This window comes from Bosea sp. AS-1, assembly GCF_002220095.1.
Taxonomy (GTDB): Bacteria; Pseudomonadota; Alphaproteobacteria; order Rhizobiales; family Beijerinckiaceae; genus Allobosea.
Genome location: NZ_CP022372.1, coordinates 4,183,303 through 4,209,080 on the forward strand (window position 1 = coordinate 4,183,303; position 25,778 = coordinate 4,209,080).

Here is a 25,778-nt window from a genome sequence, read left to right on the forward strand (position 1 = left end):
CTCGATCAGAACACGATCGCGAGGATGGCTCGCGCCTCAGCGCGGCGCGAGCACCATGACCATCTGGCGGCCTTCGAGCTGCCAGTCGCTTTCAACCTTGGCGATCTCGACGAGGTCGGCCTTGACGCGCTCCAGCACCTTCACACCCAGGTCCTGGTGCGCCATTTCACGGCCGCGGAAGCGCAGGGTGACCTTCACCTTGTCGCCTTCCTCGAAGAAGCCCTGCATGGCCTTCATCTTCACGTCGTAATCGTGCTTGTCGATGCCCGGCCGGAGCTTGATCTCCTTGATCTCGATGGTGCGCTGCTTTTTGCGCGCCTCCGACGCCTTCTTCTGCTCGAGAAAGCGGAAGCGGCCGTAATCGAGGATCTTGCAGACGGGCGGAACGGAGTTCGGGGCGATCTCGACCAGATCGAGACCGGCATCCTCGGCAATCTTCAGCGCGTCGAAGAACGACACGACACCACGGTTGGCGCCAGTATCATCGATGAGCTGGACCTCGCGAACGCCGCGGATGTCGCGGTTCGAGCGAGGACCTTCCTTGGTCGGGGTCGGGGCGGCACGGTACGGACGACGAATGGGGTATTCTCCTGTATTTGGCGCGGTTCGCGCCGTTGGTTCAGACACATTGCACAAAGTCGCGCGTTGTCAATGCATGACGCCGCTGCGGCAGGCATCTCCCACCGCAGATGACGGTCAGCGTCCCAGCAACGCGCAATAGACGTCGAGGGTTTCCGCCACCATCGCCTCCAGCGAAAAGTGACGCTCGACATGCGCACGCGCCCGGCGCGCCAGCGCCTCGCGCGCGGAAGGTCTCAGATCCAGCGCCTCGCGCAAGCCAGCAGCCAGCGCTGCCGGGTCGGCGGGTGGAATACGCCAGCCGGTCCGTTCGCCAGGCGCCGCCTGCGGCGGGGCGAGCACGGTTTCGGGCACCGCGCCGAGATCGGAGACGACGACGGGCGTACCCATCGCCTGCGCCTCGACCGCGACGCGGCCGAAGGCTTCCGGATCGGTCGACGGCACCGCCACGACCGCCGCGGAGAGCATCGCCGCCGGCATGTCGGTGCAGTGGCCGACGCGCTTCACCCGGTTTTCGAGCCCGGCCTTGGCGATCAGCCCGTCGAGCTCCTTGACGTAGCCGTCGCGCCCCTGCGCGTCGCCGGCGAGGATGAAGGCGGTGTCGGTGTCGCCGCCGTCGCGCATGATGCGGGCCGCCTCGATCAGCACGCGCTGGCCCTTCCAGTTGGTCAGGCGGCCGGGCAGGAGCACGATGCGCTGATGCGGCTCGACGCCCCAGGCCTTGCGCAGCGCCTGCACCCGGTCGGCGCTGACCGCGGCCGGAGCGAAGGCCGAGAAATTGGTGCCGCGGTTGACAACCCGGACCTTGTCGCGCGCCATCGGGTGCTTGGCCAGGATGAGCCCCGCCGTATAGGCCGAATTCGCGATGACGACGTCGCCGCGCGCCATCACGGAATTATAGAGCGTCTTCACCGCCGAGCGGCTGTTGTAGGAGCCGTGATAGGTGGTGACGAAAGGCAGTTTCAGGATCTTCGCGGCGGCGAGCGCGACCCAGGCCGGCGCCCGCGAGCGGGCATGGATGAGTTCCACCTCCTCCTCGCGGCAGAGCATGACAAGCTTGCGCACGTTGAGCGCCATCGAGATCGGGTTCTTCGAAGCGGCCGGGAACGGCAGCCAGACGCCGCCCTTGGCCTGCAGCTCCGCAACGAGGCGCCCCCCTTCGGTCGCAACCAGCGCTCGCGCGCCGACATCGGTCAGCCCCCTGGCGATGTCGACGGCGGTGCGCTCAGCCCCTCCCGCTTCCAGCTCCGGAATGATCTGCAGGATCGTGCGCCCGGCGAGCGGGTGCGTTTCGGTCGAAGGCAGTGAAAGATGGGCACCCGGCTTGAAGGACATATTCTCTTGGTCTGGACTTTCGTTCGGCGGGGCGAATATGCCCCTATCGGATGGTTGCCGCAGCCCCTATTCGCCGCGGCCCCCTGATTCGTCACAGGAGATTTGCCTTGGAGCGCCAGCCCCCGCAATGGCTCGAGGTCGGTGAAGACCGCCGCCGCCTCGCCTTCCTGATGCAGGAGGGAGAAGGCGCGCCCGTGGTTTGGCTCGGCGGCTTCCGTTCCGATATGCGCGCGACCAAGGCCGAGGCGCTGGCCGACTGGGCCCGCGATAACGGCCGGGCCTATCTGCGCTTCGACTATGGCGGCCATGGCGAGAGCGAAGGCGATTTCGGCAACTTCACCCTCTCCGACTGGCTCGGCGACGCGCTCGCCATGATCGAGAGCCGCTGCCGGCAGCGGCCCGTCCTCGTCGGTTCGTCGATGGGCGGCTGGATCGCCCTGCTGGCCGCGCGCAAGCTGTCCGGCACGGCGCTTCAGCCGGCCGGGCTGGTGCTGATCGCGCCGGCCGTCGACTTCTCCGAGGAGTTGATGTGGGCGCAGATGCCCGATTCGATCCGCCGGACGATCCTCGACGAGGGCGTCTGGCTGCGCCCGTCCGAATATTCACCGGATCCGACGCCGATCACCCGCGCCCTGATCGAGGACGGCCGCCAGCATCTGATGTTCGGCGGCGAGATCAAGGCCGGCTGCCCGGTGCATATCCTGCAAGGGATGCGCGACCCGGACGTGCCGTGGCGGCAGGCCATCAAGCTGGTGGAGCATCTCAGCGGCGACCCCGTCGTGCTGACGCTGGTCAAGGACGGCGATCACCGCCTGTCGACGTCTGCCGATATCGCCCGGCTGCAAGCGGCGGTCGCCGCAGTGACGACCGCCGCCTGAATTCTGCTGCCGATGGCAAGCGTCAGTGGACGCTGACCATCTTCAGGTCGTGCTCCCAAGCATTGGCCGTAGCGGCCTCGCGGGTGTCGGTCACGAGGATCGGCGCGCCGTCGGCCGAGAGCAGGGTGTAAAGGTTGAGGCCGGATTCGATCTTCGGGGCCTGCGGGAAGATCCGCATCAGCTCATCCGAAGTCATCGGCTTGACATAGGCTACCTCGCCGGTACCGAGCGCCGCGAATTCGGCAGGGGTCAGCGGGCTGTCTTGGGTCAAAATCCTGTCCTGTTTCATCGCGCCCTCCTTCAGAGCAGTGCGAATGCGGTTCGATACTGCGCCTTCAATTATGAACAGATGCGTAAACCGCGGACGCATCCTTCAAAGCCGGACGATTCCTCGCCCTCTACTCGCGGCTCATGATATCGATACGCCTGACGAGCCTCTCAGGTTCCGGCCTGACCAGATCGATTGCGAGCAGGCCGTTCGATAAATCCGCCCCAAGCACCTGCATGCCATCCGCGAGCAGGAAGCTGCGCTGGAACTGGCGCGCCGCGATACCGCGGTGCAGGAACTGCCGGTTCTTGTCGTCGCTCTGGCGGCCGCGGATCGTGAGCTGGTTCTCTTCCAGCGTGATCTCAAGCTGCTCGCGCGCGAAACCGGCAACCGCCAGCGTGATACGCAGGCGATCGGGCTCATCCTCCGTCCGGGGCAGCCGCTCGATATTGTAGGGCGGATATCCCTCGCTCGCGCCTTTGGCGACGCGATCCAGCGCGCGCTCGATATCATCGAAGCCGAGCAGGAACGGATGGGACAAGCTAGGCGTACGCGTCATTAACCGAAGCCCCCGAAAGGCGCCTCATGAACCATCGGGACCCGCCGCTGGCAGCATCCCGCGGGCGAAAGGCGAACCCTTCCGCTTGAGCAACATATGGCGAAGCTCGGACCCGCCTTCAAGAGGCCTCGCCGGGCACGGAATGCCGCGTGGCATCTGCTAGAACAGGAGCGCCGCCGGGCATGCCGTAAAGTCCGCTTCGACAAGGCGAATGGCGCAGCAGCTCGGGGGCGCTACGGCCTGTCATATGCATGGACCATCTTCCCCAGACAAAAGGAGTATTCACCATGCCATTCGTCACCACGCAGGATCAGGTCGAGATCTTCTTCAAGGACTGGGGACCGAAGGACGCACAGCCGATCGTCTTCCACCACGGCTGGCCGCTCTCGTCGGACGACTGGGACGCGCAGCTCCTGTTCTTCCTGTCGAAGGGATATCGCGTCGTCGCGCATGATCGGCGCGGGCACGGCCGCTCGGCCCAGGTCTGGGACGGGCACGACATGGATCACTATGCCGCCGATGCCGCAGCGGTGGTACAGCATCTCGACCTCCGGAACGCCGTCCATATCGGCCACTCGACCGGTGGCGGCGAAGTGGCCCGCTATGTTGCGAGGCATGGCGAGCCACAGGGCCGTGTCGCCAAGGCCGTGCTGGTCAGCGCCGTGCCGCCGCTGATGCTCAAGACCGACAAGAATCCCGGCGGCCTGCCGCTGGAGGTCTTCGACAGCTTCCGCAAGGCCCTTGCCGGCAACCGGGCCCAGTTCTTTCTCGATGTCCCCACCGGTCCCTTCTATGGCTTCAATCGGCCGGGCGCCAAGGTCGATGAGGGCGTGATCTGGAACTGGTGGCGCCAGGGCATGATGGGCGGCGCCAAGGCGCATTACGACGGCATCAAGGCCTTCTCGGAAACCGATCAGACGGCAGACCTGGAAGCGATCGGCGTGCCCACTCTCGTGCTGCATGGAGAGGACGACCAGATCGTCCCGATCGACGCTGCAGCCCGCGAATCGATCAAGCATCTCCGAAACGGCACGTTGAAGACCTATCCGGGCTATGGCCACGGCATGCTCACGGTGAATGCCGAGACGCTCAACGCCGACCTGCTCGCCTTCGTGCAGGGCTGAATCCCTTTCGGAGCAGCTTCGGTCTCGATTGAAGAGGCGCCCGGCCTTGAGCCGAGTGCTTCTTCAGAGCACGTCGCGAACGCGCGTCAGCGTCGATTCCATATGCTTGCCGATCGCAGCGGAGAGCGCCTGCGCATCGCGCTTCAGCAGCGCCGCCATCATCTCCTCGTGCTCGGCGACGGCACCGGCCCATTTCTCCGGCCCCTCATTGCCGATGAAGCGCAGCCGCTTGATCCGCGACTGCAAGGTGCCGTGCATCTCGACCAGCACCTGATTACCGGATGCGGCCACGATGGCGCTGTGGATCGCTTGGTTGAGCTTGAAATATTCGAGCCGCTCGCGCGTCGCATAGAGCTCCAGCATGCGCCGGTGCAGAGCATGGATCGCCTCGATCGTCTCGTCCGAGGCCTGCGCGCAGGCGATCTGGCCACCGAGCTGCTCGAGCGACTTCAGCACTTGGAGCACTTGATAGAGGTCGCGCGCGGTGAACTTGCGGACGACCGCCCCCTTGGCCGGCAGGATCTCGACCAGGCCCTCGCTCGCGAGCGTCTTGATCGCTTCACGCATGGGTGTGCGCGAGACCCCAAGCTGCGCGCCGACCTGCCCCTCGTTGATGCGCTGCCCGGGCTCGAGCCGCCCCTCGATGATCATGTCGCGGACGCGCTCCAGCACCTCGTCATGCAAGGTGCGGCGGGTGATGCGGGGGAAGTCGGTCGCTGCCTCGCTCATCGTGCCGCCGTCAGTTCCGGGTTGCGTTCGTTTACGCCACGGGCGCCCTGCCCTGTCAAACCGCCCCCGGCCAGATCGGTCGCGAAGAGCGCGTCCTGGCGCCGACGCGTCGCCAGCAGGAGCGAATCGGACGGGATCTCGACATCGCCGAGCCGGATCGCTTCCCCCGCCCTCACACCGCGCACCAGCTTGCGATCGGCGACGAGATAGAACGGCGCGGGTCGATCCGCGGCGAGTGCAGCGGCCGGACGGACTTCGGCAGCAACGTCAGCGATGCTGTGATGGTGACCGCCCATCGTCAGCACGGTACCGGCCGCCAGATCCCGCATGGCGACGGCCACGAGGTCCTGCCGCGGACGGTAGTCGTCGCCATAGCCGGAGCGACCGAGCCCCGCGGTATCGAGGATGCTCGTCGCCACTTCGACACCAAGCAGATGACGCGGCAGATAGAGCATCGCCGTCTTGTGGTCGCGGGAGAGGATATGGCCCTTGCCGGCCAGCATGTCCCAGGTCTCGGCATTCTCGCAGCGCACCACGACGAAGACGCCGCCGGCGAAGCTCGCCTCCTCGGCCAGGCGCAGGTGGTGGAAGACATCGATGCGCCGAGTGCCCGACAGGAGGCCACCCCGCGCCCGCGCCGTAAGCAGGTCGGCGATCTCGGGAATGCGCGCCGGTGGCGCGTGGAAGCCGGCGCGATCGGCCACGAGATCGGTCGCATTGGCGACAAGCGTCATCTCGCAGAGATCGGGCACGGCGCGCAGCGGAAAAACCGCGCCGAGGATGCGCGCCCGCTCGGCCGCGACGGCAGCGATGGGGCGCTCGCCGGGCAGCCAATGCGCGGACAGCTCCGGCAGATGCTTCGTCACACCGTTGCAGGTGACCTCGCCGGAGACCGGATCGAGGACGAAATCATACTCGCTCGACTTGCCGGCAGCGACGATCTCGAGGCCGAGCACCTCCGCCCAGGTGACCAGCGCGATCAGCAGGCTCGGCTGGTCGCCATCGACCGGCGTGACCAGAACGCCCTTGTCCTTCGCCAGACGCGCGAGGCCGGGGCCGACCACGCTGTCGGCCTCCTTCGAGACGAGCGCGACATGCCGCTTCGCCTCGATCGCCATCAGCGCATGGCGTGTCGCGCCTTCAGGCGAGCCGGTCGCCTCGACCAACAGGGCGAAGGGCAGGCCGATGACCGTTTCCAGCTTTCCGGCAGCGATACAACGTCCCGCCTCCCAAGCCGCCCGCGCCTCGGCGTCCGTTTCGCACAAGGCGATGTCCGAGGCCGCGTAGCCGGCGGCGGCAAAGGCGCGCGCGGCCGCCTCGGCCGTCATGTCCACCGCGATGCGCGCCTCGATCAGGCGCGTGCGCCGCGCCTGCGCCAGATAGCTGCGCCCGAAGCCGCCGCTGCCGACCAGGCAGGTCCCGATCGGCTCGCGGATGCCGGCGTAGTGCGCGTGGAAATTCATCGTTTCGCTCTCCTGTCGCAGACAGGCTCGTGGTCCGGCCCGCCGTTTCCGCTACTCTAGCGAGCTTTCATTATACTGCATACAGCATACTTGCGGCAGGCAAGCGAGCTGTGTTAGCGAGATTGGAACGACTGAAATCAATGGGAGCGCGTTGCCCGATTGCGCTGCAATCCGGCCGGCCCGCTCGTTCAAGGAGGATGGCGGTGGAGAGCTCCCAGGGCGGCACAAAGCCGGTCATCGCAATCGCAATGGGCGACCCCTCGGGCATCAGCCCCGAGCTTCTGGCGCGGCTGCTGCGCGAACCCGACCTGCGCGACGCGGCCCGCTACGTCATCTTCGGCGACAAGCGACTGCTCGACCTCGGCGCCGCCGACGGCAAGGTCGACCCCGACGTGCAGCTCGTCGCTTCCGCGGACGCGCTGCCGGCATCCTCGGACAAGCCGCTCTTCATCGACCTCGCCAATCACGACCCCGCCGATCTCCAGCGCGGAAAGGCGACGCTCGCCGGCGGCAAGGCAGCGACCGAAAACTTCCGCCGGGCGCTGCAGTTCGCCGCCGCCGGAAAGGCCGACGCCGTGTTCTTCACGCCCTTCAACAAGGCGGCGATGCGCTTCGCCTATCCGGGGTACGATGACGAAATCCGCTTCGTGCGCGACGCCATCGGCTTCGACGGCGCGGCGAGCGAGTTCAACATCCTCGACAAGCTGTGGAATGCGCGCGTCACTTCGCACATCCCGCTCTCGGCGGTGGCGCAGAACATCACGCAGGAACGCATTCTGCGGGCGCTGACGCTGGCGGATGCCAATCTGCGTGCGGCAGGCTTCAATCCGCCGCGCATCGCGGTGGCCGGCATCAATCCCCATGCCGGCGACGGCGGCAATTTCGGCCGCGACGAGATCGAGACGATCGAGCCGGCAGTGAAGGCCGCCAAGGCCCAAGGCTTCACGGTCGAGGGTCCGTTCCCATCGGACACCGTCTTCCTGCGCGCCAAGAACGGCGATTTCGATGCCGTGCTGACGATGTATCACGACCAGGGTCAGATCGCGATGAAGCTGATGGGCTTCGACCGCGGCGTGACGCTGATCGGCGGCTTCCCCTTCCCGATCTGCACCCCGGCCCACGGCACGGCCTATGAGATCGCCGGCCAGGGCATCACCAATCTCGGTGCCTCGCGGGCGGCTCTGTCGCTGGCGATCAAGATGGCACGGGACGGCAAGGAGAAGGCACGGACTGCGGCCTGACCGGCGCGGATCACCCGAGCCGCCAGCAAGAGCGGCATCGTTCAATCAACATCGAGGGAGAAACAGATGAAGACCATTGCGATTTCCGCCGTATTCGCTGGCGCGCTCACCCTTGGCGGCTTCAGCGCCGCCCAGGCCTGGGAGCCGACCAAGCCCGTCGAATTCGTCGTGACCTCGGGCGCCGGCGGCGGCACCGACAATTTCGCGCGCCTCGTCCAGGCGATCATCACCAAGCACAAGCTGATGGAACAGCCCGTCGTGGTGGTGAACAAGGGCGGCGGCTCCGGCGCAGAAGGCTATGTCTACGGCAAGGGCGCCAAGGGCGACCCGACCCATGTCATCTTCGGCACCAACAACGCCTATCTGCTGCCTTACGTCGCCAAGCTCGGCTACAAGTTCACCGACCTGACGCCGGTCGCGGCGATGGCGCTCGACGAGTTCCTGCTCTGGGTCAAGGGCGATGCGGCCTATGCCGATGCCAAGAGCTATATCGACGCCGTCAAGGCGAAGCCGATGAGCTTCAAGATGGGCGGCAGCCAGTCCAAGGACACTGACCAGACCCTGACCTCGATGATCCAGGACGCTACCGGCGTGAAGTGGATCTATGTCCCGTTCCAAGGCGGCAGCGCCGCAGCCGTGCAGCTCGCGGGCGGCCACATCGATTCCAACACCAACAACCCGAACGAGAATATCGGCCAGTGGAAGGCCGGCCAGGTGAAACCGCTCTGCGTCTTCGCGCCGGAAAAGCTCGCCAAGAGCGACCCCATCCATGATGGCAAGGGCTGGGGCGACATCCCGACCTGCAAGTCGGCCGGTATTCCGATCGAGTCCTTCCGGATGCCGCGCACCGTCTGGCTGCCTGCCGACGTTCCGGCCGATGCCGTGGCCTACTACGCCAATGTGCTGGAAAAGGTCAGCCAGACGCCGGAGTGGAAGGAATTCATCCAGCGCACCGCCCAGACGGCGAAGTTCATGAAGGGCAAGGAGTTCACGGACTTCGTCGCCAAGGACGACGCCGCCAACAAGAAGGTCTTCGAGGAAGAAGGCTGGGTGGTGAAGTGAGGCTCATGATCAGCGCATGCTGATCTGGCCCTGAAACGCGCCGTCATCCCGGGCTTGACCCGGGATCCATGCTGGAACCTTCATCGGCAAGGCTCAGGCATGAATCCCGGATCTCCGTGGAGTTTATCCTTGGGCCGATCGAAGATCGGACCCGAGGGCTCCGTCCGGGGTGACCAGCCTTCCACCCAAACGCAGCGGGCTTCCGGCTGCCAAGGCGGAGGAAATCTCCTCATGATCACCCGTTTCTGGGCCGAGATCGGCACCGCGATCCTGACCCTCGTCTTCGGGCTCGTCATCGTGAAGGGTTCGCTCGAATTCGGCATCGGCTGGGATTCCAGCGGGCCGCAGCCGGGCGCCTTCCCGTTCTATGCCGGCACACTGATCGCGCTCGCGAGCCTTGGCACGCTGGCACTCACCGTCGGCAAGCGGCTGGCAGGAGGCGCGGAGCTCGCCGAGGTCTTCCTCGATGCCGAGCGCGGCAAGCGGGTGCTTTCCTTCCTGCTGCCGCTCGCCGCCTTCGTGGTCCTGAGCGTTACGCTCGGCATGTACGCCGCGACGATCCTCTATCTCGTCTTCGCGATGCGCTTCCAGGGCGGTTATGGCTGGATCGCCAGCCTGGCGACGGCGATCCTGACGGCCGCCTTCCTCTATCTCGCGCTGGAAAAATTCTTCCAGATCGGGTTGCTCAAGGGGCCGCTCGAGCCTCTCCTCGGTCTTTGAAAGCGGCAAGGTTCCCGGCATGGACAACATCGCCAACCTGATGCACGGCTTCGAGGTCGCGCTCACCGCCCACCACATCATGCTGATGATCGCGGGCGTGCTGCTCGGCGTCCTCGTCGGCGTCCTGCCGGGCCTAGGCGCGCCGAACGGCGTCTCTCTCCTGCTGCCGCTGACCTTCAGCATGGACCCGGTCTCGGCGATCATCCTGCTCGCCTCGCTCTATTGGGGAGCCCTGTTCGGCGGCTCGACCACCTCGATCCTGTTCAACATCCCGGGCGAGCCCTCCTCCGTCGCGACCACCTTCGACGGCCACCCGATGGCCAAGCAGGGCAAGGCAACGGAAGCGCTCTCCTTCGCCTTCCTTTCCGCCGGCTTCGGCGCGCTTTGCGGCGTCATCCTGATCACGCTGCTTTCCGGCTGGGTCGCGAATTTCGCGCTGCGCTTCTCCTCGCCGGAATATTTCGCCGTCTATTTCATGACCTTCGCCAGCTTCATCGGGCTTGGCGGTGCTTCGCCCTTCAAGACCGTCGTATCGATGGGAATGGGCTTCGCGTTGGCGACCATCGGCATGGATTCGGTCTCCGGCAATGTCCGCCTGACCTTCGAATACGACGTGCTGTTGGCCGGCGTCAGCTTCCTGATCGCGGTGATCGGCCTGTTCGGCATCGGCGAATTGCTGCTGACGATGGAGGAAGGGCTGAAGTTCGAAGGCGTCGCCGCCAAGGTCCGCATCGGCGATGTGCTGCGCACGGCGGCGAAGCTGCCACGCTACTGGCTCGCCCTGGTCCGCTCCTCGCTGATCGGCATCTGGATGGGCATTACGCCAGGCGGGCCGACCGCCGCCTCCTTCATGAGCTACGCGATGGCGAAGCGCTCATCGCGCAACCCGGCCAAGTTCGGCAAGGGCGAGCCCGAAGGCGTGATCGCGCCCGAGACCGCCGACCACGCCGCCGGCTCGTCGGCGATGCTGCCGATGCTGGCGCTCGGCATTCCGGGCTCGGCCACGGCCGCCGTGATGATGGGCGGCCTGATGATCTGGGGCCTCAATCCCGGCCCCACCCTGTTCACCGACCGGCCGGATTTCGTCTGGGGGCTGATCGCCTCGATGTATCTCGGCAATATCGTTGCCGTGATCATCGTGCTGGCGACGGTGCCGCTATTCGCCTCGATCCTGCGTATCCCGTTCTCGATCATCGGGCCGATCATCGTGGTGATCTGCTTCATCGGCGCCTTCACCGCGGCGAACCGGGAATTCGACATCTGGCTCGCGCTGATCTTCGGCCTCGTCGGCTATGTCTTCAAGAAGCTCGACTATCCGATCGCCCCGCTGGTGCTCGCCATGGTGATCGGCGACAAGGCCGAGGATGCCTTCCGCCAGTCGATGATCTTCAGCCAAGGCTCGCTCTCGATCTTCTGGTCGAACGGCCTCGTCGGCACGCTGATGGCGATCGGCCTCATCCTGCTGTTCATGCCACTGATCGGCGCCGGCGTCCGACGCTTGCGCGGCCAGGGCGAAACCCGCACCGTCTGATCGTCAGCTCTTCCGAAGGTCCTGCGCCATGAACGAACCCTATCGCGGCATCCTGCCGATCGCCCCGGTCGTCTTCCACGACAATGGCGACCTCGACATCGACGGCAACCGCCGGGTCATGGACCTGATGGTCGACCAGGGTGTCGACGGCATCTGCATCCTCGCGAACTTCTCCGAGCAATTCCTGCTGACGGACGCCGAGCGCGACGAGGTGATGCGGCTCTCGATCGAGCAGATCGCCGGCCGCGTGCCGGTGATTGTCACCACCTCGCATTTCTCGACGCGCGTCGCCGCCGCCCGCGCCAAGGCCGCGGCCGATGCCGGCGCCAAGATGCTGATGATGATGCCGCCCTATCACGGCGCCCTGCTGAAGGCGGATGAGCAGGGCATGATCGAGCATTTCAAGATGGTCGCCGATGCCTGCGGCATTCCGATCATCCTGCAGGACGCGCCGCTCTCCGGCGTCACCATGACCGTGCCCTTCATGGTGCGGCTGGCGCAGGAGGTGCCGCTCGTCCGCTATTTCAAGATCGAGATGCCGGGCACGGCGAACAAGCTGCGCGCCCTGATCGAAGCGGGCGGCGACGCCGTCGTCGGCCCATTCGACGGCGAGGAGGCGATCACGCTGATGGCCGACCTCGACGCCGGCGCCACCGGCACGATGACGAGCGCGATGATTCCCGACCTGATCAAGCCGATCCTCGCGGCCCATGCCGCGGGTGACCGCAAGCAGGCGGCGGCGCTCTATGCCAAGGTTCTGCCGATCATAAACTATGAGAACCGCCAATGCGGCCTGCGGGCCGCCAAGGCGGTGATGAAGGCAGGCGGCGTCATCAAGTCGGACGCCGTGCGTCACCCGCTGGCGCCGCTGCATCCGAAGACGCGCGAGGGGCTGCTCGAACTCGCCCGCGAGCTCGATCCGCTGGCGCTGCGCTGGGGAAAATAAAGACGGCGCGGCCCCGGGAGCCGCGCCGTCGCGTCGATAATAAATGGTGGCGAGGCGACGTCATGCCGAGGCAGGCGTCGCCTTTCGCTGAGTGGCGTCACCAGCGATCGTAGTACGGCCGCCGATAGCCATAGGCGGGGGTGAAGGGCGGCCCGCCATAGGGGCGCCCGTAACCGTAGCCTCCACCATAGCCATAGCCGTATCCATAGCCACGACGATGGCCGTAGTAGCGCTGCCGCTCGAGAGTTTCCTGAATGATCATCAGGCGCTCGCGCTTGGCGGCGGTCATCGTGTATTCGGCCGACTGCCGGTCGAGCCGCTTCGCGACCGACGGGTCGAGGGCCTCATTGGCCTGGGCGGCAGGTACAACGGCCGCAGCACCCAAGAAAACCAAAGCTGCAATGGCAAGCCGACGCATTGAGAATCTCCCTTCTGCTCCCGGCGATTAAACACTCTTCAATCAGAACGCCGCCTGAACGCGATTGTTCATCTTCGTTCATGTTGAGGATCGCGATCTTCGTCGGCCGAGCGCTTTGTGACTCGTATTCCAGCGAATGAATACCGCTGACCGCAGCGCCTCGGGAGGCTCCGTCGGCTCAAGCGCCACCTCGTCCCCGACAGCGCGGGAACGCGCGCGAACGTTCAGCGTAACCGACTGATTTTCCGGGGAAGAATGGTACAGCCACCCCGGCTTGAACGGGGGACCTCTAGATCCACAATCTAGCGCTCTAACCAACTGAGCTATGGCTGCCCATGACAGGCTGACCGACCCGGCACCGCGGCGGGGTCTCCAGCGGCGCGGAACCTAGTGCCGGCGCCGTGCTTTTGCAACTGCGTAATTCAACTTCGGCACCGAAAAACCGACGCCGCATCGCCAATGCCGGAGTTGTGGGCCCTTTCCGGCCGTCTCGACGCCTTCAATCCTTGCGCAAGCTCGTGTTGGCGATGCGCGCGAGCTCCTTCAGGTGCTCGGCGTAGGATTCGTAGCTGCGGCGGACGGCCTTCGCCTGCAGGGCGATCGCCTCGGAAGCGCTGTCGCTGCGCGCCAGCGTCTCGGCCTCGCCCAGCTTCGCCTTGAACTCGGCGCAGGCATGCTCGAGCATCTTCGCCTGCAGGGCGCCGAACGCGCGCGCCATGGTCAGGGCCTGGCTCATCACCGTCTCGGTCGCGACCGTGGCGAACTCGGGCGGGCGCGGCAGCGGCAGGGATTCGAGCGAGGCGGGCTTGGCCGGCTCCTTGGGAGCGGCCGCCACGGGCTTCGGCGCGACGGCCGGCTCGGACTTGACGGGCGTCTCGTTCCGCACCGCCGGCTTCGGCGCCTCCACCGTGACAGGCTTGGCCACAACGGGCTTGGCAGCGGCAGTCTTGGCCACGGCAGTCTTGGCCACAGCAGGAGCCGTCTTGGCTACGACAACCTGAGGTGTGGCGGCCTTGGGCGCAGCAACCTTCGGTGCAACAGTCTTGGAAGCCTGCACGGGCGGCGCTGGCTTCTTTGGCGCGACAACCCTGGCCACGGGCTTCTCGATCCGGAGCTTGGCCGAGACCGTCTTCTTGGGCGGGGCGACGGGCGCCTTCGGCTGAGCGGCGGGCGCCTTGGGCGGGGCGGCGACGGCCGCGGGCGCAGCGACCTTGGCAGTCGCCGCAGGAGCGGGAGCCACAGCCTTCACGATCACCGGCGCGGCCGGAGCCTTGGCGGGCACAGGGGTAGATGCCTGCTGGCTGGGAGCGGGCGCAAGCGGCGCGGCCTTCGCGTCGGCCGGGGTCGGCGACAAGGCGTTGACGGAAGGCAGGCTGACCGGGGCCTTTGCCCGGGTTCGGGTCGGAGGCGGCTTGACCATGACGGCTCTCCTTCAGCGGCTGGCAACGGACAGGCAAGAGGCCGGGCGCGCCGCCCGGCCGTCAGTCATGCCGGACAGCCGTCGCGACGGCCATCCGGAGACGGAATTCAGCGGCCTTTCGTGGCCTTGCTGACGCTCTCGGCGGCCTTGGACGCGGCGTCCTGGGCTGCAGTGCCGAGGTCCTTGAGCTGGTTCTGGAAGGTCGCCATCTGCGCCTTGAGGAAATCGGCCTGATGCTGCATGACCTCGGTGAGATCCTTCGACTTCACCAGCTTCTGGGCGAAATCGAACGCGGCCGCGACGTTGTTCTCCGCATAGGCGATGGCCTTGCGGGTCGCCTCCTGGGTGTTGACGCGGGCGTTCTCGGCCGAGCCATGCGCGCTGTCCACAGCCTTCTGCGCGGCGCCGATGAAGCCGTCGAAAGCCTTGCGCGCCTGCTCTACGCTGCGCTCGGCAAACTCACGCATCTCTGCCGGGACCTCATAGGAATGCTTGCTGTCCATGGTCGTTCCTCCTGCTGCGAAAGGCGCCTCAATTTGATTGTGCACTGCAATATCATTATTGCAGTGCAATGACAACAATGCGACGGAACCGGCGCGCGGCTACGTTAACGCTGTTTCGACGAGAAGCGGGAGAGCTATCTTTGGTTCCATGGATTCGACCGCGTTTGGAAGCTATTAAAGATTTGTTAGCTATAAAGAGGCGGATCGGACGAGCGGACCAGCATGAGCGAAGCCGGACAGGACTGGGCAGGATGGGGAGCGGCGGCGGGTGAAGACCCTGCCCTGACGGCCTTTGCCGCCGGTGGCGCGCTGATCCTGTGGGACGCTGCTGCCGAACGGCCAGGGTTCCTGAATCCGGCGGGCCGGGCCCTGCTCGGAGCGGATTCTGCGGCAGCGTCACTGCCTGCGCCGACGCGCCAGCGTCTCTTCCTGCTGGCAGGGGGCCTCGCCTCGACCGCCGGCATCCGGCTGGAGCGGCTGCGGCTCACCGCCAGCTTCGCCGCCCTGCCCGTCACCTGCGGCGTCAAGCTGCTGACGCGGGGCGAAGGCCGGCCGGTCCTCGCCGTCGCCGTTCCGACTTCAGAACTGCGCCGGCTCGGCGTCACCGTCCCGCCCGAGGCTGGCGTGCAAACGGCCTCCCCGGCAGCGGCCCGTATCCTTCCTGCGGCTGCGGTCTCCACGCCGTCCGAAGAGCCTTCCCTCACGCGACCGTCGACGATTCGCTTTCTCTGGCAGAGCGACGCGGATCGCCGCCTGACCCAGCTTTCCGAGAACATCGCCATCCTCACAGGTCCGGCCGCTGCCTCGGACCTGCTCGGCCAACGCTGGGACGATCTCGCGGCCAGCCAGTTCAGCGACATCGGCGGCGGGCTGCTCACGCGCCTCGCTACGCCGGCGACATGGAGCGGCCATACCGTCCTGTGGCGGACCGAAACACCCGGCGAGGCCGCGCCCGTCGAGCTTTCCGGCGTGCCCGTGCTTGGCACGGACCGGCAATTCGCCGGGTTCCGCGGCTTTGGCATCGCCCGGCTGAACGCGCGCCAGCCGTTCCCGACGGCCGGTGAAGCCGCGCCGGACCAGCCTGCGGAAGAAGACGTCGCGGAGACCGCGGGGCCTGCCGAGACCGATATCGCTCTGGCCCTACCGGGCCAGGAAGCGGCCACAAACCCGCCTGTCGCGACCGAGCCAACGTCCGCTGTCTCTGATGAACAGTCGCCCTCTGCGACCGAGCCACAAGCCGAGCCCCCCAAAACCGCAGAAGATGCGCCGCCGGCCGAGGCCGACGCGGCACGGGACTGGCAGGTCATCGTAGGCCAGTGCGACGACGATGCTTCGGATGTGACTTCCAGCGATGTCGAACAGCCGAAGACCGTGCAACCTCAGGCTGACGATGCGGCGCGGGCAACGAAGCCCGAGGCGGCCGAATCCGACAGCGCAGCGGCGGAACCCAGGCCGGCACCGACGACGCCGAAGGATTTGCCCGCTGCCAACATCGTTCCCCTGCGCAACGGGCAGCACGCGGCGATCCGGCCGGTGCTGGAGCCGTCGAAGGCGCATCTCAGCTCGGCCGAGCGCAACGCTTTCCGCGAGATCGCCAAGGCGCTGGGCGCAAGGCTGGCCGATGAGGAGCCGCATGGTGCGCCCCGCCTGCCGCCGGTCGCACAGTTGCGGGTGAAGGATGCCGAGGCGGAAGCGTCCTCTCCCGTCGAGACGCCATCCGCCCAACCGACTCCTGCTCCGGCCCGCCAGCGCAACTCGCACGCCGATGTGCTCGACCGGCTGCCGACCGCCGTTCTGGTCAATCGCGGCGACGAGGCGCTCTACGCCAACCGTACCCTGCTCGATCTGCTGGACTATGCCGACCTAGCCGATCTGAAGGCCGGTGGCGTCAGCCGGTTGATCAAGGAGGCCTCGCGCAGCGGGGGCGGCTCGATGACCCTGGTCGACCGGGTCGGCCATCTGGTCGGCGTCGATGCGGTGCTCTCGAGCGTCGACTGGCTTGGCGAGGCGGCAACGCTGATGGCCTTCCGCCATCCCGCGGGCGGCGGCGAAGTGCCGGTGATGACGCCGGAAGAGGCGGAGGAAGCCGAGCTCGCCGCCGAGTTCGAGGCCGAGGAGGCCGAATCGGCTGCGCGCGTCGAGGCGCTCAGGCTCGATGCCGAGGCGCGCGACGGCCGCATCGCCGAGCTCACCGCCATGCTCGACACGGCGACCGACGGCGTCGTCACCGTCGACGAGCGGGGCCGCATCCTTTCGCTCAACAAGGCGGCCGAGGCGCTGTTCGGCTACGATCAGCGCGAGGTCACCGGCGAACTCTTCACCCTGCTGTTCTCGGCGGAAAGCCATGCCCCGGCGCTCGACTATCTCGAAGGGCTGAAGGGAGGCGGCGTCGCCTCGGTGCTGAACGACGGGCGCGAGGTCGTCGGCCGCGTGCGTCAGGGCGGCAAGATCCCGCTCTTCATGACCATGGGCCAGATCGCGCATGGCGCCGACCCCCGCTTCTGCGCCGTGCTGCGCGACATCACCGCCTGGAAGAAGACCGAAGGCGAGCTGGTCGACGCGCGCAAGGCGGCCGAGATGGCCAGCGCCCAGAAATCCGACGTGCTCGCCAAGATCAGCCACGAGATCCGCACGCCGCTCAACGCCATCATCGGCTTCGCCGAGGTGATGGCGGAGGAGCGGTTCGGGCCGATCGAGAACGAGCGCTACAAGGAATATCTGCGCGACATCCACCAGTCGGGCGGCTACGTCATCAGCCTGGTCAACGACCTGCTCGACCTCGCCAAGATCGAGGCCGGCAAGCTCGAGCTCGACTTCGCCAGCGTCAACCTGAACGAGATCGCGCTCTCGACGGTGGCGCTGCTGCAGCCGGAGGCGCAGCGCGGCCGCGTGGTCCTGCGCTCGGGGCTTTCGCCCAAGCTGCCGCCGGTCGTCGCCGACGAGCGCTCGATCCGCCAGATCGCGATCAACCTGCTCTCCAACGCGGTGAAGTTCACCGATGCCGGTGGGCAGGTCATCATCTCGACGGCGCTCGGCGACCAGGGCGAGGCGATCCTGCGGGTGCGCGATACCGGCATCGGCATGGACGACGACGAGCTGAAGCTCGCGCTCGAACCCTTCCGGCAAGTGCCGACGACACGTCGCTCCGGCGGCACGGGCCTCGGCCTGCCGCTGACCAAGGCGCTGGTCGAGGCTAACCGCGCCGCGATGGCGATCACCAGCGTCAAGAAGGAAGGCACGCTGGTCGAGATCACCTTCCCACCGCAGCGCGTGCTGGCGAGCTGAGCGGCATTCGCTGGCTGATGCGGATCATCCCGGTCGAGCCCGGGATGATCATGTGCTTCCGCAGCGTCTACAGCAGCGTTCCGGTCAGGATCAGCGCCGCTACGCCGAAATAGATCACGAGACCCGTGACGTCGACCAGCGTCGCCACCAGCGGCGCCGAGGCGCTCGCCGGGTCGAAGCCCGCCCGCTTCAGCAGGAAGGGTAGCATCGAGCCCATCAGCGAGCCGAAGGTGACGATGCCGACAAGCGCGCCGCCGACCGTCGCCGCGATCAGCATCCAGTGCGGCCCGTAATCGTAGAAGCCGAGCCATTGCCAGAGCGCAATGCGGGCGACGCCGATGGCGCCGAGGATAGACCCCAGCACGAGGCCCGAAGGCAGCTCGCGCAGCAGAACCCGCCACCAGTCCTTCAGCGAGATCTCGCGCAGCGCCAGCGCCCGGATGATGAGCGAGGTCGCCTGCGAGCCGGAATTGCCGCCGGAGCTCATGATCAGCGGGATGAACAGAGTCAGCACGATCGCCTTCTCCAGCTCCGTCTCGAAGAACTGCATCGCCGAGGCGGTCAGCATTTCGCCTAGCAGCAGGATGGAGAGCCAGCCGGCGCGCTTGCGGATCATCGAGAAGAAGCCGATCTCGTTGTAGGGCTCGTCGAGCGCCTCCATGCCACCGAGCTTCTGAACATCCTCGGTCGTCTCGGCGATCATCGCGTCGATGACGTCGTCGAAGGTGACGATGCCGATGACGCGGTCCTCCGCATCGACGACCGGGACCGAGAGCAGGTCGTATTTCGTGATCAGCCGCGCAACATCCTCGCGGTCGGTTTCCGGCGTGACCGTGATCGGCTTGTGGGCCGGCACGACGGATTCGACCGGCGCCGACGGGTCACCGCTGATCAGGCGGCGCAGCGAGACGGCGCGGACGAGCGCCTTGGTCGCGGGATCGAGCACATAGATCGCATAGACCGTCTCGCGCGAGCGCTCGACGCGGCGGATATGGTCGAGCGTCTGCTGCACCGTCCAGCTCGACGGCACGCTGACGAACTCGGTCGTCATGATCGAGCCGGCGCTGTGCTCGGGATAGGCGAGCAGCTTCCTCAGGTCGGAGCGCGTCTGACGATCCATGCGCGCCCCGAGGCGCTGGCGGGTCGCTTCGTCGAATTCCTGGAAGACGTCGGCGGCGCGGTCGGCCGACATCGCCGACAGCAAGGCGCCTGCCCGGTTGTCCGGCAGCAGCGCCAGCGCCTCGGCGGCGTCGGTCAGCTCGGGCTGGTCGAGCACCTCGACGGCACGCTCGAAGGGCATCTCCTGCAGGATATGCGCGATGGTCGCGCTGTCCTGCTCGTTGAGCATCTCGACGATGTCGGCGACATGCTCTTCCGCCAGCGTCTTGGCGACGACGACCGACAGGAGGTCGGGGGCGAGTTCGATCTCGTTCATGGCTCTTATCCTGGCGATCGGCCGTCGGCGCCGATCGCTAGGCTGAGCCGGGGACCCGGATCAGCCGCGCGAGGCGGCAGCAGACGGCTTCGACTGTCGACTGGGACTGTCGGTTGGCATCGGGTCTGGTTGTCCTGTGAGTGCCGGCTGCGAGAGCCGGCGACGGCTGGCCACATGCACCCGCAAGGCCGCGCCGTCAAACATTTTTTTGGCAATGCAACATCGATCTCCGGCCTTGGTCCGAGGCGAACCGCCGCCTATGGTGAGGAGGACGGAGTCGGCGGCCTCCCGGCGCTTCCGTCGCCCTCCTTCCGACACCGGATTCATGCGATGACCCTGACGATCTATGGCTGCTACCGCTCGCGCGCGACGCGCGTCATCTGGCTCGCCAACGAGCTCGGCCTGCCCTTCGAGCATGTGCCGGTCATCCAGGCCTATCGCCTGCCGGATCCGAACGCGCCCGGCGTGCCGCTCCACACGCGCAGCGTCGACTTCCTCAAGGTCAATCCGAACGGCCACATCCCCAGCATCGACGATGACGGCTTCAAGCTGCACGAATCGCTGGCGATCAACCTCTACCTCGCCCGCAAGCATGGCGGCCCGCTGGCGCCGAAGGATGCGCAGGAGGAAGGGCTCGCGATCATGTGGGCACTCTGGGCCGCGACGGAATGCGAGACGCATGCGCTCAACCTGCAGCAGCACCTCGCCGCCTTCCCGCCGGAGAAGCGCAGGCCGGAGGTGGCCGAGGCTTCGCTCGCCGCCCTCAAGGCGCCCTTCGCCGTGCTCGACACGGTGCTGGCCGAGGGTAAGGGCCATGTGATGGGCGGCCGGTTCACCGTCGCCGACATCAACGTCGCCGAGGTCATCCGCTACGCCAAGCCCGCCACGCAGCTGTTCGACGCCAACCCGAACGTCAAGGCCTGGCTCGATGCCTGCCAGGCGCGCCCAGCCTTCCAGGCGATGTGGCAGGCCCGCGACGCCGAAGCCGCCTGAGCCGGCCCGATCGCAGGAAACGGGTGGAGCCGGCAGCCGCCGGCTCCCATTGTCGGGCCAGTTCCCGCAAGCGACAGGTTTCCCATGCCCGCCCCCGCCCGCCAGCCCGTCATGGATCTCGGCGACTGGCTGCTGCTCCTGCTGCTTTCGCTGCTCTGGGGCGGCTCCTTCTTCTTCGGCAAGATCGCCGTCTCGGAGTGGCCGCCGCTGGCGGTGGTGCTCGCGCGCGTCGGACTCGCGGCGGCAGCGCTCCTCGTCGTCGTCAGGCTGTCAGGGCTGTCGATGCGCGTCGGCCGGCCAATGTGGCTCGCCTTCTTCGGCATGGGGCTGCTCAATAACCTCATCCCCTTCGGGCTGATCTTCTGGGGTCAGACGCAGATCGCCAGCGGGCTGGCCTCAATCCTCAACGCGACGACGCCGCTCTTCGGCGTCATGGTCGCGCATGTCTTCGGCAAGGACGAGAAGGCGAGCGGGCTGAAGCTCGCCGGTGTCCTGGCCGGCATCGTCGGCGTTGCGATCCTGATGGGGCCGGACGCCACCTCCGGCCTCGGCGGCGCGCTCCTGCCGCAACTGGCCTGTCTCGCCGCTGCCCTCTCCTACGGCTTCGCGGCGCTCTATGGCCGGCGCTTCCGCGAGCTTCCGCCGCTTGTCACCGCTGCCGGCCAGGTCAGCGCCACCACTCTGATGACGATCCCGCTCGTCATCCTGGCCAATCCGCCCTGGCTCCTGCCGGTGCCCAGCCTCCACGTGACGCTGGCGCTGGTCGGGCTCGCCCTGCTCTCGACGGCGCTGGCCTATGTCATCTTCTTCCGGATCATGCGCCGGGCCGGTGGAACCAATGTCATCCTGGTCACCTTCCTCGTCCCGGTGAGCGCGATCCTGCTGGGCTCGGTCTTTCTCGGCGAAGCGCTGCTGCCGCGCCACTTCCTCGGCATGGCCGCCATCGCCGTCGGCCTGTTGCTGATCGATGGGCGGATCGTAAAAATGACCTGCCTGCGTCCGGCCTAGGCCAAAAGGCTTTATTGCCGAAAGATTATGAATTGTTCTAGGGTCGACTTGTCGGCTGGAGGCTTTATTGGCCACGCCCCACTGACTGAGATATCGCGGCAAGCGATACGGGGAACAGGGGACGACCATGGATGTCAGGCAACTGCGATGTTTCATCGCGGTGGCAGAGGAGTTGCATTTCGGTCGCGCGGCCGAGCGTCTCGGCGTGGCTCCCCCGGCTCTTTCCCGCCAGATCAGCGCGCTCGAGGATGAGCTCGGCGTCAACCTCCTGACCCGCACGACAAGGCAGGTCGCCCTCACCCGGGCCGGCCTGATCATGCTCGAGGAATCCAAGGGCATCCTGGTCAAGATGGAGCAGGCATCGCGCGCAGTGCGCGAGGCCTCGCTGGCCTCCGGCAAGGTGCTGCGCGTCGGCGCCATCGACGCGGCCTCGTCGAGCTTCGTGCCGGAAGCGCTAATGACCTTCCGCAAGCGCTTTCCGGGCATCGAGATCAAGTTCGCCGAGGCGATGACCGTCGCGCTGGTGCAGATGCTGGAGGCCGGCAAGCTCGACCTCGCCCTCGTCCGCCCGCCGCGCAAGCCGACCGACTGCGCCTTCGAGATCCTGCGCGTCGAGCGCCCGATCGTGGTGCTGCGCGAGGACCACCCGCTCGCCGCGCGCGAACACCTGACCATGCACGACCTCGTCGGCGAGCCCTTCGTCGTGCCCTCGAAGCGGATCCGGCCTTACGCCTACGACCTGGTGATGGCCTATTTCGAAAGCGTCGGCGCCGTACCGAACGTCGTCATCGAGGCCACCGAGAAACCCGCGATGATGTCGGCGGTCGCAGCCGGTCTCGGCATGGCGCTCGCACCCGACTGGGTCTCGCGGCTCTCTTTTCCCGGCGTGACGATGCGACGGCTGCGCGGCGCGATGCTTGACCCGCCGCCGCCTGGTGCGCTCGTCGGCGTGGCCTGGCGCCCGCAACAGAAACTACCGGCCCGCGACGATTTCCTCGCGATTCTGCGCGAGAGTGTGACGCTGATCGAGGAGCGCCACGTGCTGCCTCTCGCCACCCCGCAAAAGCCACACAAGCAACCGGCCCGCACGCCATCTCCAAGCGGAGGAACCTGATGAGCTTGAACCAGATAGAACGGGCGCAAGGCTTGCGCATCCGTTCGACACAGGATTTCGCCGGCGGCCTGTTCATGGTCGTGCTGGCCATCGGCGCCTACGGCTTCTCGTGGGACCTTCCCGCCGGAACGCTGCGCCAGCTCGGCCCCGGCATGCTGCCCAAGGCTTTCGCCGTGATCTGCGGCGTGCTGGGTGCGATGCTGATGCTGACATCGCTGCGCTATCATGGCGAAAAGCTCTCCGGCTGGTCGTGGAAGGGGATCTTCTATGCGCTCGGCGGAACCTGCCTGTTCGCGCTGACGATCCGCGGCTTCGACCTCGGCCCGATCCGTGTGCCGGCGCTCGGCCTGCTCGTCGCCGGGCCGCTGCTGATCGCCTTCTCCGGCCTCGCGGCCGACGATCGCAAGATCAAGGAGTTGCTGATCTTCGCCGTGGCGATGTCGCTCGGCTGCATCCTGCTGTTCAAATACGCGCTGAGCCTGCCCATCCCGCTCGCGCCCTGGCTTCTGGGAATCTGAGCGATGATGGAGACTTTTGCCCATCTTTCGCTCGGCTTCGGCGTCGCGCTGACGCTGAAGAACATCGCGCTGTGCTTTGCCGGCTGCCTCGTCGGCACCTTGATCGGCGTGCTCCCCGGCGTCGGTCCGATCGCGACGATCTCGATCCTGCTGCCGATCACCTTCGGCCTCGACCCGACGGGCGCGCTGATCATGCTGGCCGGCATCTACTACGGCGCCCAGTACGGCGGCTCGACCACGGCGATCCTAGTCAACATTCCCGGCGAGGCCACATCGGTCGTTACCACGCTTGACGGCCACCAGATGGCCAAGCAGGGCCGCGCCGGCATCGCGCTCGGCATCGCCGCGATCGGTTCCTTCTTCGCCGGCTGCGTCGCGACCCTGATCATCGCCGCGCTCGGCGCTCCGCTGACCAAGATGGCGCTGCTCTTCGGCCCGGCCGAGTATTTCTCGCTGATGGTGATGGGCCTGTGCTTCGCGGTCGTGCTGGCGCGGGGCTCGATCCTCAAGGCCTTCTGCATGATCATGCTGGGCCTGTTGTTCTCGACTGTCGGTACCGACCTCGAAACCGGACAGGAACGCCTGACCTTCGGCGTCGCCTCGCTCTCCGACGGCATCGACTTCTCGGTGCTGGCGATGGGCGTGTTCGGCTTCGCCGAGGTGCTGCGCAATCTGGAAAACCCGGAGGCTCGCGACGTCGTCAAGGGCAAGATCGGCCGGCTGCTGCCAGGCTGGGAGGATATCAAACAGGCGGCAGCGCCGGTGCTGCGCGGCACCTTCATCGGCGGCATCCTCGGCATCCTGCCGGGCAATGGCGCCGTGCTCGGTCCCTTCGCCAGCTACACCACGGAGAAGAAGATCGCCAAGGACCCGTCGCGCTTCGGCAAGGGCGCGATCGAGGGCGTCGCGGGGCCGGAGGCAGCCAACAATGCCGGTGCGCAGACCGCCTTCATTCCGCTGCTGACGCTCGGCATCCCGCCCAATGCGGTGATGGCGCTGATGGTCGGCGCGATGACCATCCACGGCATCATCCCCGGACCGCAGGTGATGACCCGCAACCCGGAGCTGTTCTGGGGCATGGTCGCCTCGATGTGGATCGGCAACCTGATGCTGCTGATCATCAACCTGCCGCTGGTCGGCATGTGGGTGAAGCTGCTGCAGGTGCCCTACCGGCTGATGTTTCCGGCGATCCTGATCTTCTGCTGCATCGGCATCTATTCAGTGAACAACCAGCCGCTCGACGTCGCCTTCACGGCGCTGTTCGGGCTGTTCGGCTATCTCCTGATCAAGCTCGGCTTCGAGCCGGCTCCGATGCTGCTCGGCTTCGTGCTGGGCAAGCTGATGGAAGAGAAGCTCAGGCAGGCGCTGATCATCTCGCGCGGCTCCTTCTACACCTTCATCGACTATCAGGAGCGCCCGATCTCGCTGGCGCTGCTGATCGTCGCCGTGCTCGTGCTGGCGGTCGCCCTGTTGCCGTCGATCGCGAAAAAGCGCGACGAGGTCTTCACCGAATGACGGGGTTGCCGCCCCGGCATCCCCCCTTAGTCTGACCCATCAACGATCCCAGGGAGGTATACGCATGAAGAAACTCGTTCTCGGGCTCGCCGCCGCCGCGGCACTCACCTTCGCCGGCGGCGCACAGGCGCAAGGCTACCCGACCAAGCCGATCACGATGATCGTGCCCTTCGCGGCCGGCGGCCCGACCGATATCATCGCGCGCATCGTCGCCGACAACATGTCGAAGACGCTCGGCCAGCAGATCGTGATCGAGAACGTCGCAGGCGCCGGCGGTACCACCGGCATCACCCGTGCCGTCACCGCGGCGCCGGACGGCTACACCATCGCGATGGGCCATCTGGGCACCTTCTCGGCGGCGCCGGCCACCTATCCCGGTCTGAAATACGACCCGATCAACGGCATGCAGACGATCGGGCTCGCCGGTGGCACGCCGATCCTGATCGTGGCGCGCAAGACGTTCGAGCCGAAGGACCTCAAGGAGTTCGTCGCCTATGTGAAGGCGAACACCGACAAGGTGAACGAGGCCCATGCCGGCCTCGGCTCGGTCTCCTGGACGACCTGCACCCTGCTCAAGGGCATTCTCGGCACGCCGAAGATCAACGCCGTCGCCTATCGCGGCACGGGTCCCGCGCTCAACGATCTCGTCTCCGGCCAGGTCGACTTCATGTGCGACCAGATCGTCTCGGTGGCGGAGCAGGTCCGCGCCAACTCGATCAAGGCCTATGCCATCGCCTCGGCCCAACGCTCGCCGGCACTGCCCGACGTGCCGACGACCAAGGAAGCCGGCCTGCCTGAGTACCAGATCGAGGCCTGGAACGGCATCGCCGGCCCGAAGGGCATGCCAAAGGAGGCCGTCGACAAGCTCGTCGACGCGCTGAACAAGGCCCTCAACGACGAAGGCACCAAGAAGCGCCTGCTCGACCTCGGCACCGTGCTGCCGACCGCGGAAGAGCGGACGCCGGCCGGCTTCGCCGCTCTGATCAAACGCGACGCGGACAAGCTGACGCCTGCTCTTTCGGCCGCGCCGAAGCAGTGATCGTCAACACAATCCAGTGTTCCGGTCAGTATTCTCGCGGCGGGCCAAAAGCCCGCCGTTCCCTTTTCCAATATTGAAAGAGGATCCGGCCGGCA

Annotated in this window: 24 protein-coding genes and 1 tRNA gene; 14 read left to right on the forward strand and 11 right to left on the reverse strand. The window is 66.6% G+C overall.

Translation table 11 applies throughout. The features are described 5' to 3' along the window. Nucleotides 1-36: 36 nt before the first annotated feature. Together infC and CE453_RS21690 are read right to left on the reverse strand one after the other, a co-directional pair. On the reverse strand, nt 37-579 hold the full coding sequence (infC, locus tag CE453_RS21685) for a translation initiation factor IF-3 (RefSeq protein WP_089178083.1): 543 nt from the start codon (nt 577-579) through the stop codon (nt 37-39). A 117-nt stretch (nt 580-696) separates the two neighbouring features. Continuing rightward, complete coding sequence (locus CE453_RS21690; RefSeq protein WP_089176452.1) at nt 697-1,914, reverse strand: glycosyltransferase family 4 protein; 1,218 nt, start codon at nt 1,912-1,914, stop codon at nt 697-699. Between the two features lie 170 nt (nt 1,915-2,084). Between CE453_RS21690 and CE453_RS21695 the strand changes: the two genes are divergently transcribed. Continuing rightward, complete coding sequence (locus CE453_RS21695; protein ID WP_248308145.1) at nt 2,085-2,792, forward strand: alpha/beta hydrolase; 708 nt, start codon at nt 2,085-2,087, stop codon at nt 2,790-2,792. Nucleotides 2,793-2,814: 22 nt separating this feature from the next. On the opposite strand, the gene CE453_RS21700 is transcribed toward CE453_RS21695, so the two are convergent. Next, nucleotides 2,815-3,081: a BQ00720 family protein gene (locus tag CE453_RS21700; protein ID WP_089176454.1), complete on the reverse strand. Its 267-nt coding sequence runs from the start codon at nt 3,079-3,081 to the stop codon at nt 2,815-2,817. A gap of 109 nt (nt 3,082-3,190) precedes the next feature. Continuing rightward, on the reverse strand, nt 3,191-3,619 hold the full coding sequence (locus CE453_RS21705; RefSeq protein ID WP_089176455.1) for an Hsp20 family protein: 429 nt from the start codon (nt 3,617-3,619) through the stop codon (nt 3,191-3,193). A gap of 287 nt (nt 3,620-3,906) precedes the next feature. On the opposite strand from CE453_RS21705, the gene CE453_RS21710 reads away from it, so the two are divergent. Beyond that, nucleotides 3,907-4,743: an alpha/beta fold hydrolase gene (locus CE453_RS21710; RefSeq protein ID WP_089176456.1), complete on the forward strand. Its 837-nt coding sequence runs from the start codon at nt 3,907-3,909 to the stop codon at nt 4,741-4,743. A 63-nt stretch (nt 4,744-4,806) separates the two neighbouring features. Here the strand turns inward: CE453_RS21710 and CE453_RS21715 are convergent, their stop codons facing one another. Continuing rightward, nucleotides 4,807-5,472 carry a GntR family transcriptional regulator gene (locus CE453_RS21715; protein ID WP_089176457.1) on the reverse strand — a complete coding sequence of 222 codons (666 nt, stop codon included), beginning with the start codon at nt 5,470-5,472 and terminating at the stop codon, nt 4,807-4,809. Further along, a complete protein-coding gene (locus tag CE453_RS21720; RefSeq protein WP_248307830.1) occupies nt 5,469-6,935 on the reverse strand; it encodes a flagellar biosynthesis protein FlgA in 1,467 nt (488 codons plus the stop codon). The genes CE453_RS21715 and CE453_RS21720 overlap by 4 nt, the downstream gene beginning before the upstream one ends. 197 nt (nt 6,936-7,132) lie before the next feature. On the opposite strand from CE453_RS21720, the gene CE453_RS21725 reads away from it, so the two are divergent. The 5 genes from CE453_RS21725 (at nt 7,133) to CE453_RS21745 (ending at nt 12,435) form a co-directional block, all read left to right on the forward strand. Next, nucleotides 7,133-8,176 (forward strand): 4-hydroxythreonine-4-phosphate dehydrogenase PdxA, encoded by a 1,044-nt coding sequence (locus CE453_RS21725; RefSeq protein ID WP_089176458.1) that lies wholly within the window; start codon nt 7,133-7,135, stop codon nt 8,174-8,176. A gap of 66 nt (nt 8,177-8,242) precedes the next feature. Next, nucleotides 8,243-9,238, forward strand: coding sequence for a Bug family tripartite tricarboxylate transporter substrate binding protein (locus CE453_RS21730; protein WP_089176459.1), 996 nt, complete (start codon nt 8,243-8,245; stop codon nt 9,236-9,238). 231 nt (nt 9,239-9,469) lie between these two features. After that, on the forward strand, nt 9,470-9,958 hold the full coding sequence (locus CE453_RS21735; protein WP_089176460.1) for a tripartite tricarboxylate transporter TctB family protein: 489 nt from the start codon (nt 9,470-9,472) through the stop codon (nt 9,956-9,958). 19 nt (nt 9,959-9,977) lie between these two features. After that, entirely contained in the window at nt 9,978-11,489 is a 1,512-nt protein-coding gene (locus CE453_RS21740; RefSeq protein WP_089176461.1) for a tripartite tricarboxylate transporter permease, read from the forward strand. A 28-nt stretch (nt 11,490-11,517) separates the two neighbouring features. Next, complete coding sequence (locus CE453_RS21745) at nt 11,518-12,435, forward strand: dihydrodipicolinate synthase family protein (protein ID WP_089176462.1); 918 nt, start codon at nt 11,518-11,520, stop codon at nt 12,433-12,435. Between the two features lie 97 nt (nt 12,436-12,532). Here the strand turns inward: CE453_RS21745 and CE453_RS21750 are convergent, their stop codons facing one another. From CE453_RS21750 to CE453_RS21765, 4 genes are all read right to left on the reverse strand, one after another. Beyond that, nucleotides 12,533-12,853 carry a hypothetical protein gene (locus CE453_RS21750; RefSeq protein WP_089176463.1) on the reverse strand — a complete coding sequence of 107 codons (321 nt, stop codon included), beginning with the start codon at nt 12,851-12,853 and terminating at the stop codon, nt 12,533-12,535. 256 nt (nt 12,854-13,109) lie between these two features. Continuing rightward, nucleotides 13,110-13,186 (reverse strand) — tRNA-His (locus tag CE453_RS21755). Nucleotides 13,187-13,352: 166 nt separating this feature from the next. Beyond that, nucleotides 13,353-14,273 carry a phasin family protein gene (locus tag CE453_RS21760; protein ID WP_089176464.1) on the reverse strand — a complete coding sequence of 307 codons (921 nt, stop codon included), beginning with the start codon at nt 14,271-14,273 and terminating at the stop codon, nt 13,353-13,355. A 107-nt stretch (nt 14,274-14,380) separates the two neighbouring features. Continuing rightward, entirely contained in the window at nt 14,381-14,776 is a 396-nt protein-coding gene (locus CE453_RS21765) for a phasin (RefSeq protein ID WP_089176465.1), read from the reverse strand. 222 nt (nt 14,777-14,998) lie between these two features. Here CE453_RS21765 and CE453_RS21770 point away from each other — a divergent pair, with 222 nt between their 5' ends. Continuing rightward, nucleotides 14,999-18,061: an ATP-binding protein gene (locus tag CE453_RS21770; RefSeq protein ID WP_089176466.1), complete on the forward strand. Its 3,063-nt coding sequence runs from the start codon at nt 14,999-15,001 to the stop codon at nt 18,059-18,061. Nucleotides 18,062-18,128: 67 nt separating this feature from the next. On the opposite strand, the gene mgtE is transcribed toward CE453_RS21770, so the two are convergent. Continuing rightward, complete coding sequence (gene mgtE, locus CE453_RS21775; protein ID WP_089176467.1) at nt 18,129-19,496, reverse strand: magnesium transporter; 1,368 nt, start codon at nt 19,494-19,496, stop codon at nt 18,129-18,131. 330 nt (nt 19,497-19,826) lie between these two features. On the opposite strand from mgtE, the gene CE453_RS21780 reads away from it, so the two are divergent. From CE453_RS21780 to CE453_RS21805, 6 genes are all read left to right on the forward strand, one after another. After that, the gene (locus CE453_RS21780) at nt 19,827-20,489 is read left to right on the forward strand and encodes a glutathione S-transferase family protein (RefSeq protein WP_089178084.1); all 663 of its coding nucleotides are present in this window, start codon (nt 19,827-19,829) and stop codon (nt 20,487-20,489) included. 84 nt (nt 20,490-20,573) lie between these two features. Next, nucleotides 20,574-21,497, forward strand: a complete 924-nt coding sequence (locus CE453_RS21785; RefSeq protein WP_248307831.1) for a DMT family transporter — start codon at nt 20,574-20,576, stop codon at nt 21,495-21,497. 127 nt (nt 21,498-21,624) lie between these two features. Continuing rightward, the gene (locus CE453_RS21790; protein WP_089176469.1) at nt 21,625-22,611 is read left to right on the forward strand and encodes a LysR family transcriptional regulator; all 987 of its coding nucleotides are present in this window, start codon (nt 21,625-21,627) and stop codon (nt 22,609-22,611) included. Next, a complete protein-coding gene (locus CE453_RS21795) occupies nt 22,611-23,129 on the forward strand; it encodes a tripartite tricarboxylate transporter TctB family protein (protein ID WP_089176470.1) in 519 nt (172 codons plus the stop codon). Before CE453_RS21790 ends, CE453_RS21795 begins: the two co-directional genes overlap by 1 nt. Before the next feature lie 3 nt (nt 23,130-23,132). Continuing rightward, nucleotides 23,133-24,644 (forward strand): tripartite tricarboxylate transporter permease, encoded by a 1,512-nt coding sequence (locus CE453_RS21800; RefSeq protein ID WP_089176471.1) that lies wholly within the window; start codon nt 23,133-23,135, stop codon nt 24,642-24,644. Between the two features lie 64 nt (nt 24,645-24,708). After that, nucleotides 24,709-25,683, forward strand: a complete 975-nt coding sequence (locus tag CE453_RS21805) for a tripartite tricarboxylate transporter substrate-binding protein (RefSeq protein WP_089176472.1) — start codon at nt 24,709-24,711, stop codon at nt 25,681-25,683. Nucleotides 25,684-25,778 lie beyond the last annotated feature (95 nt).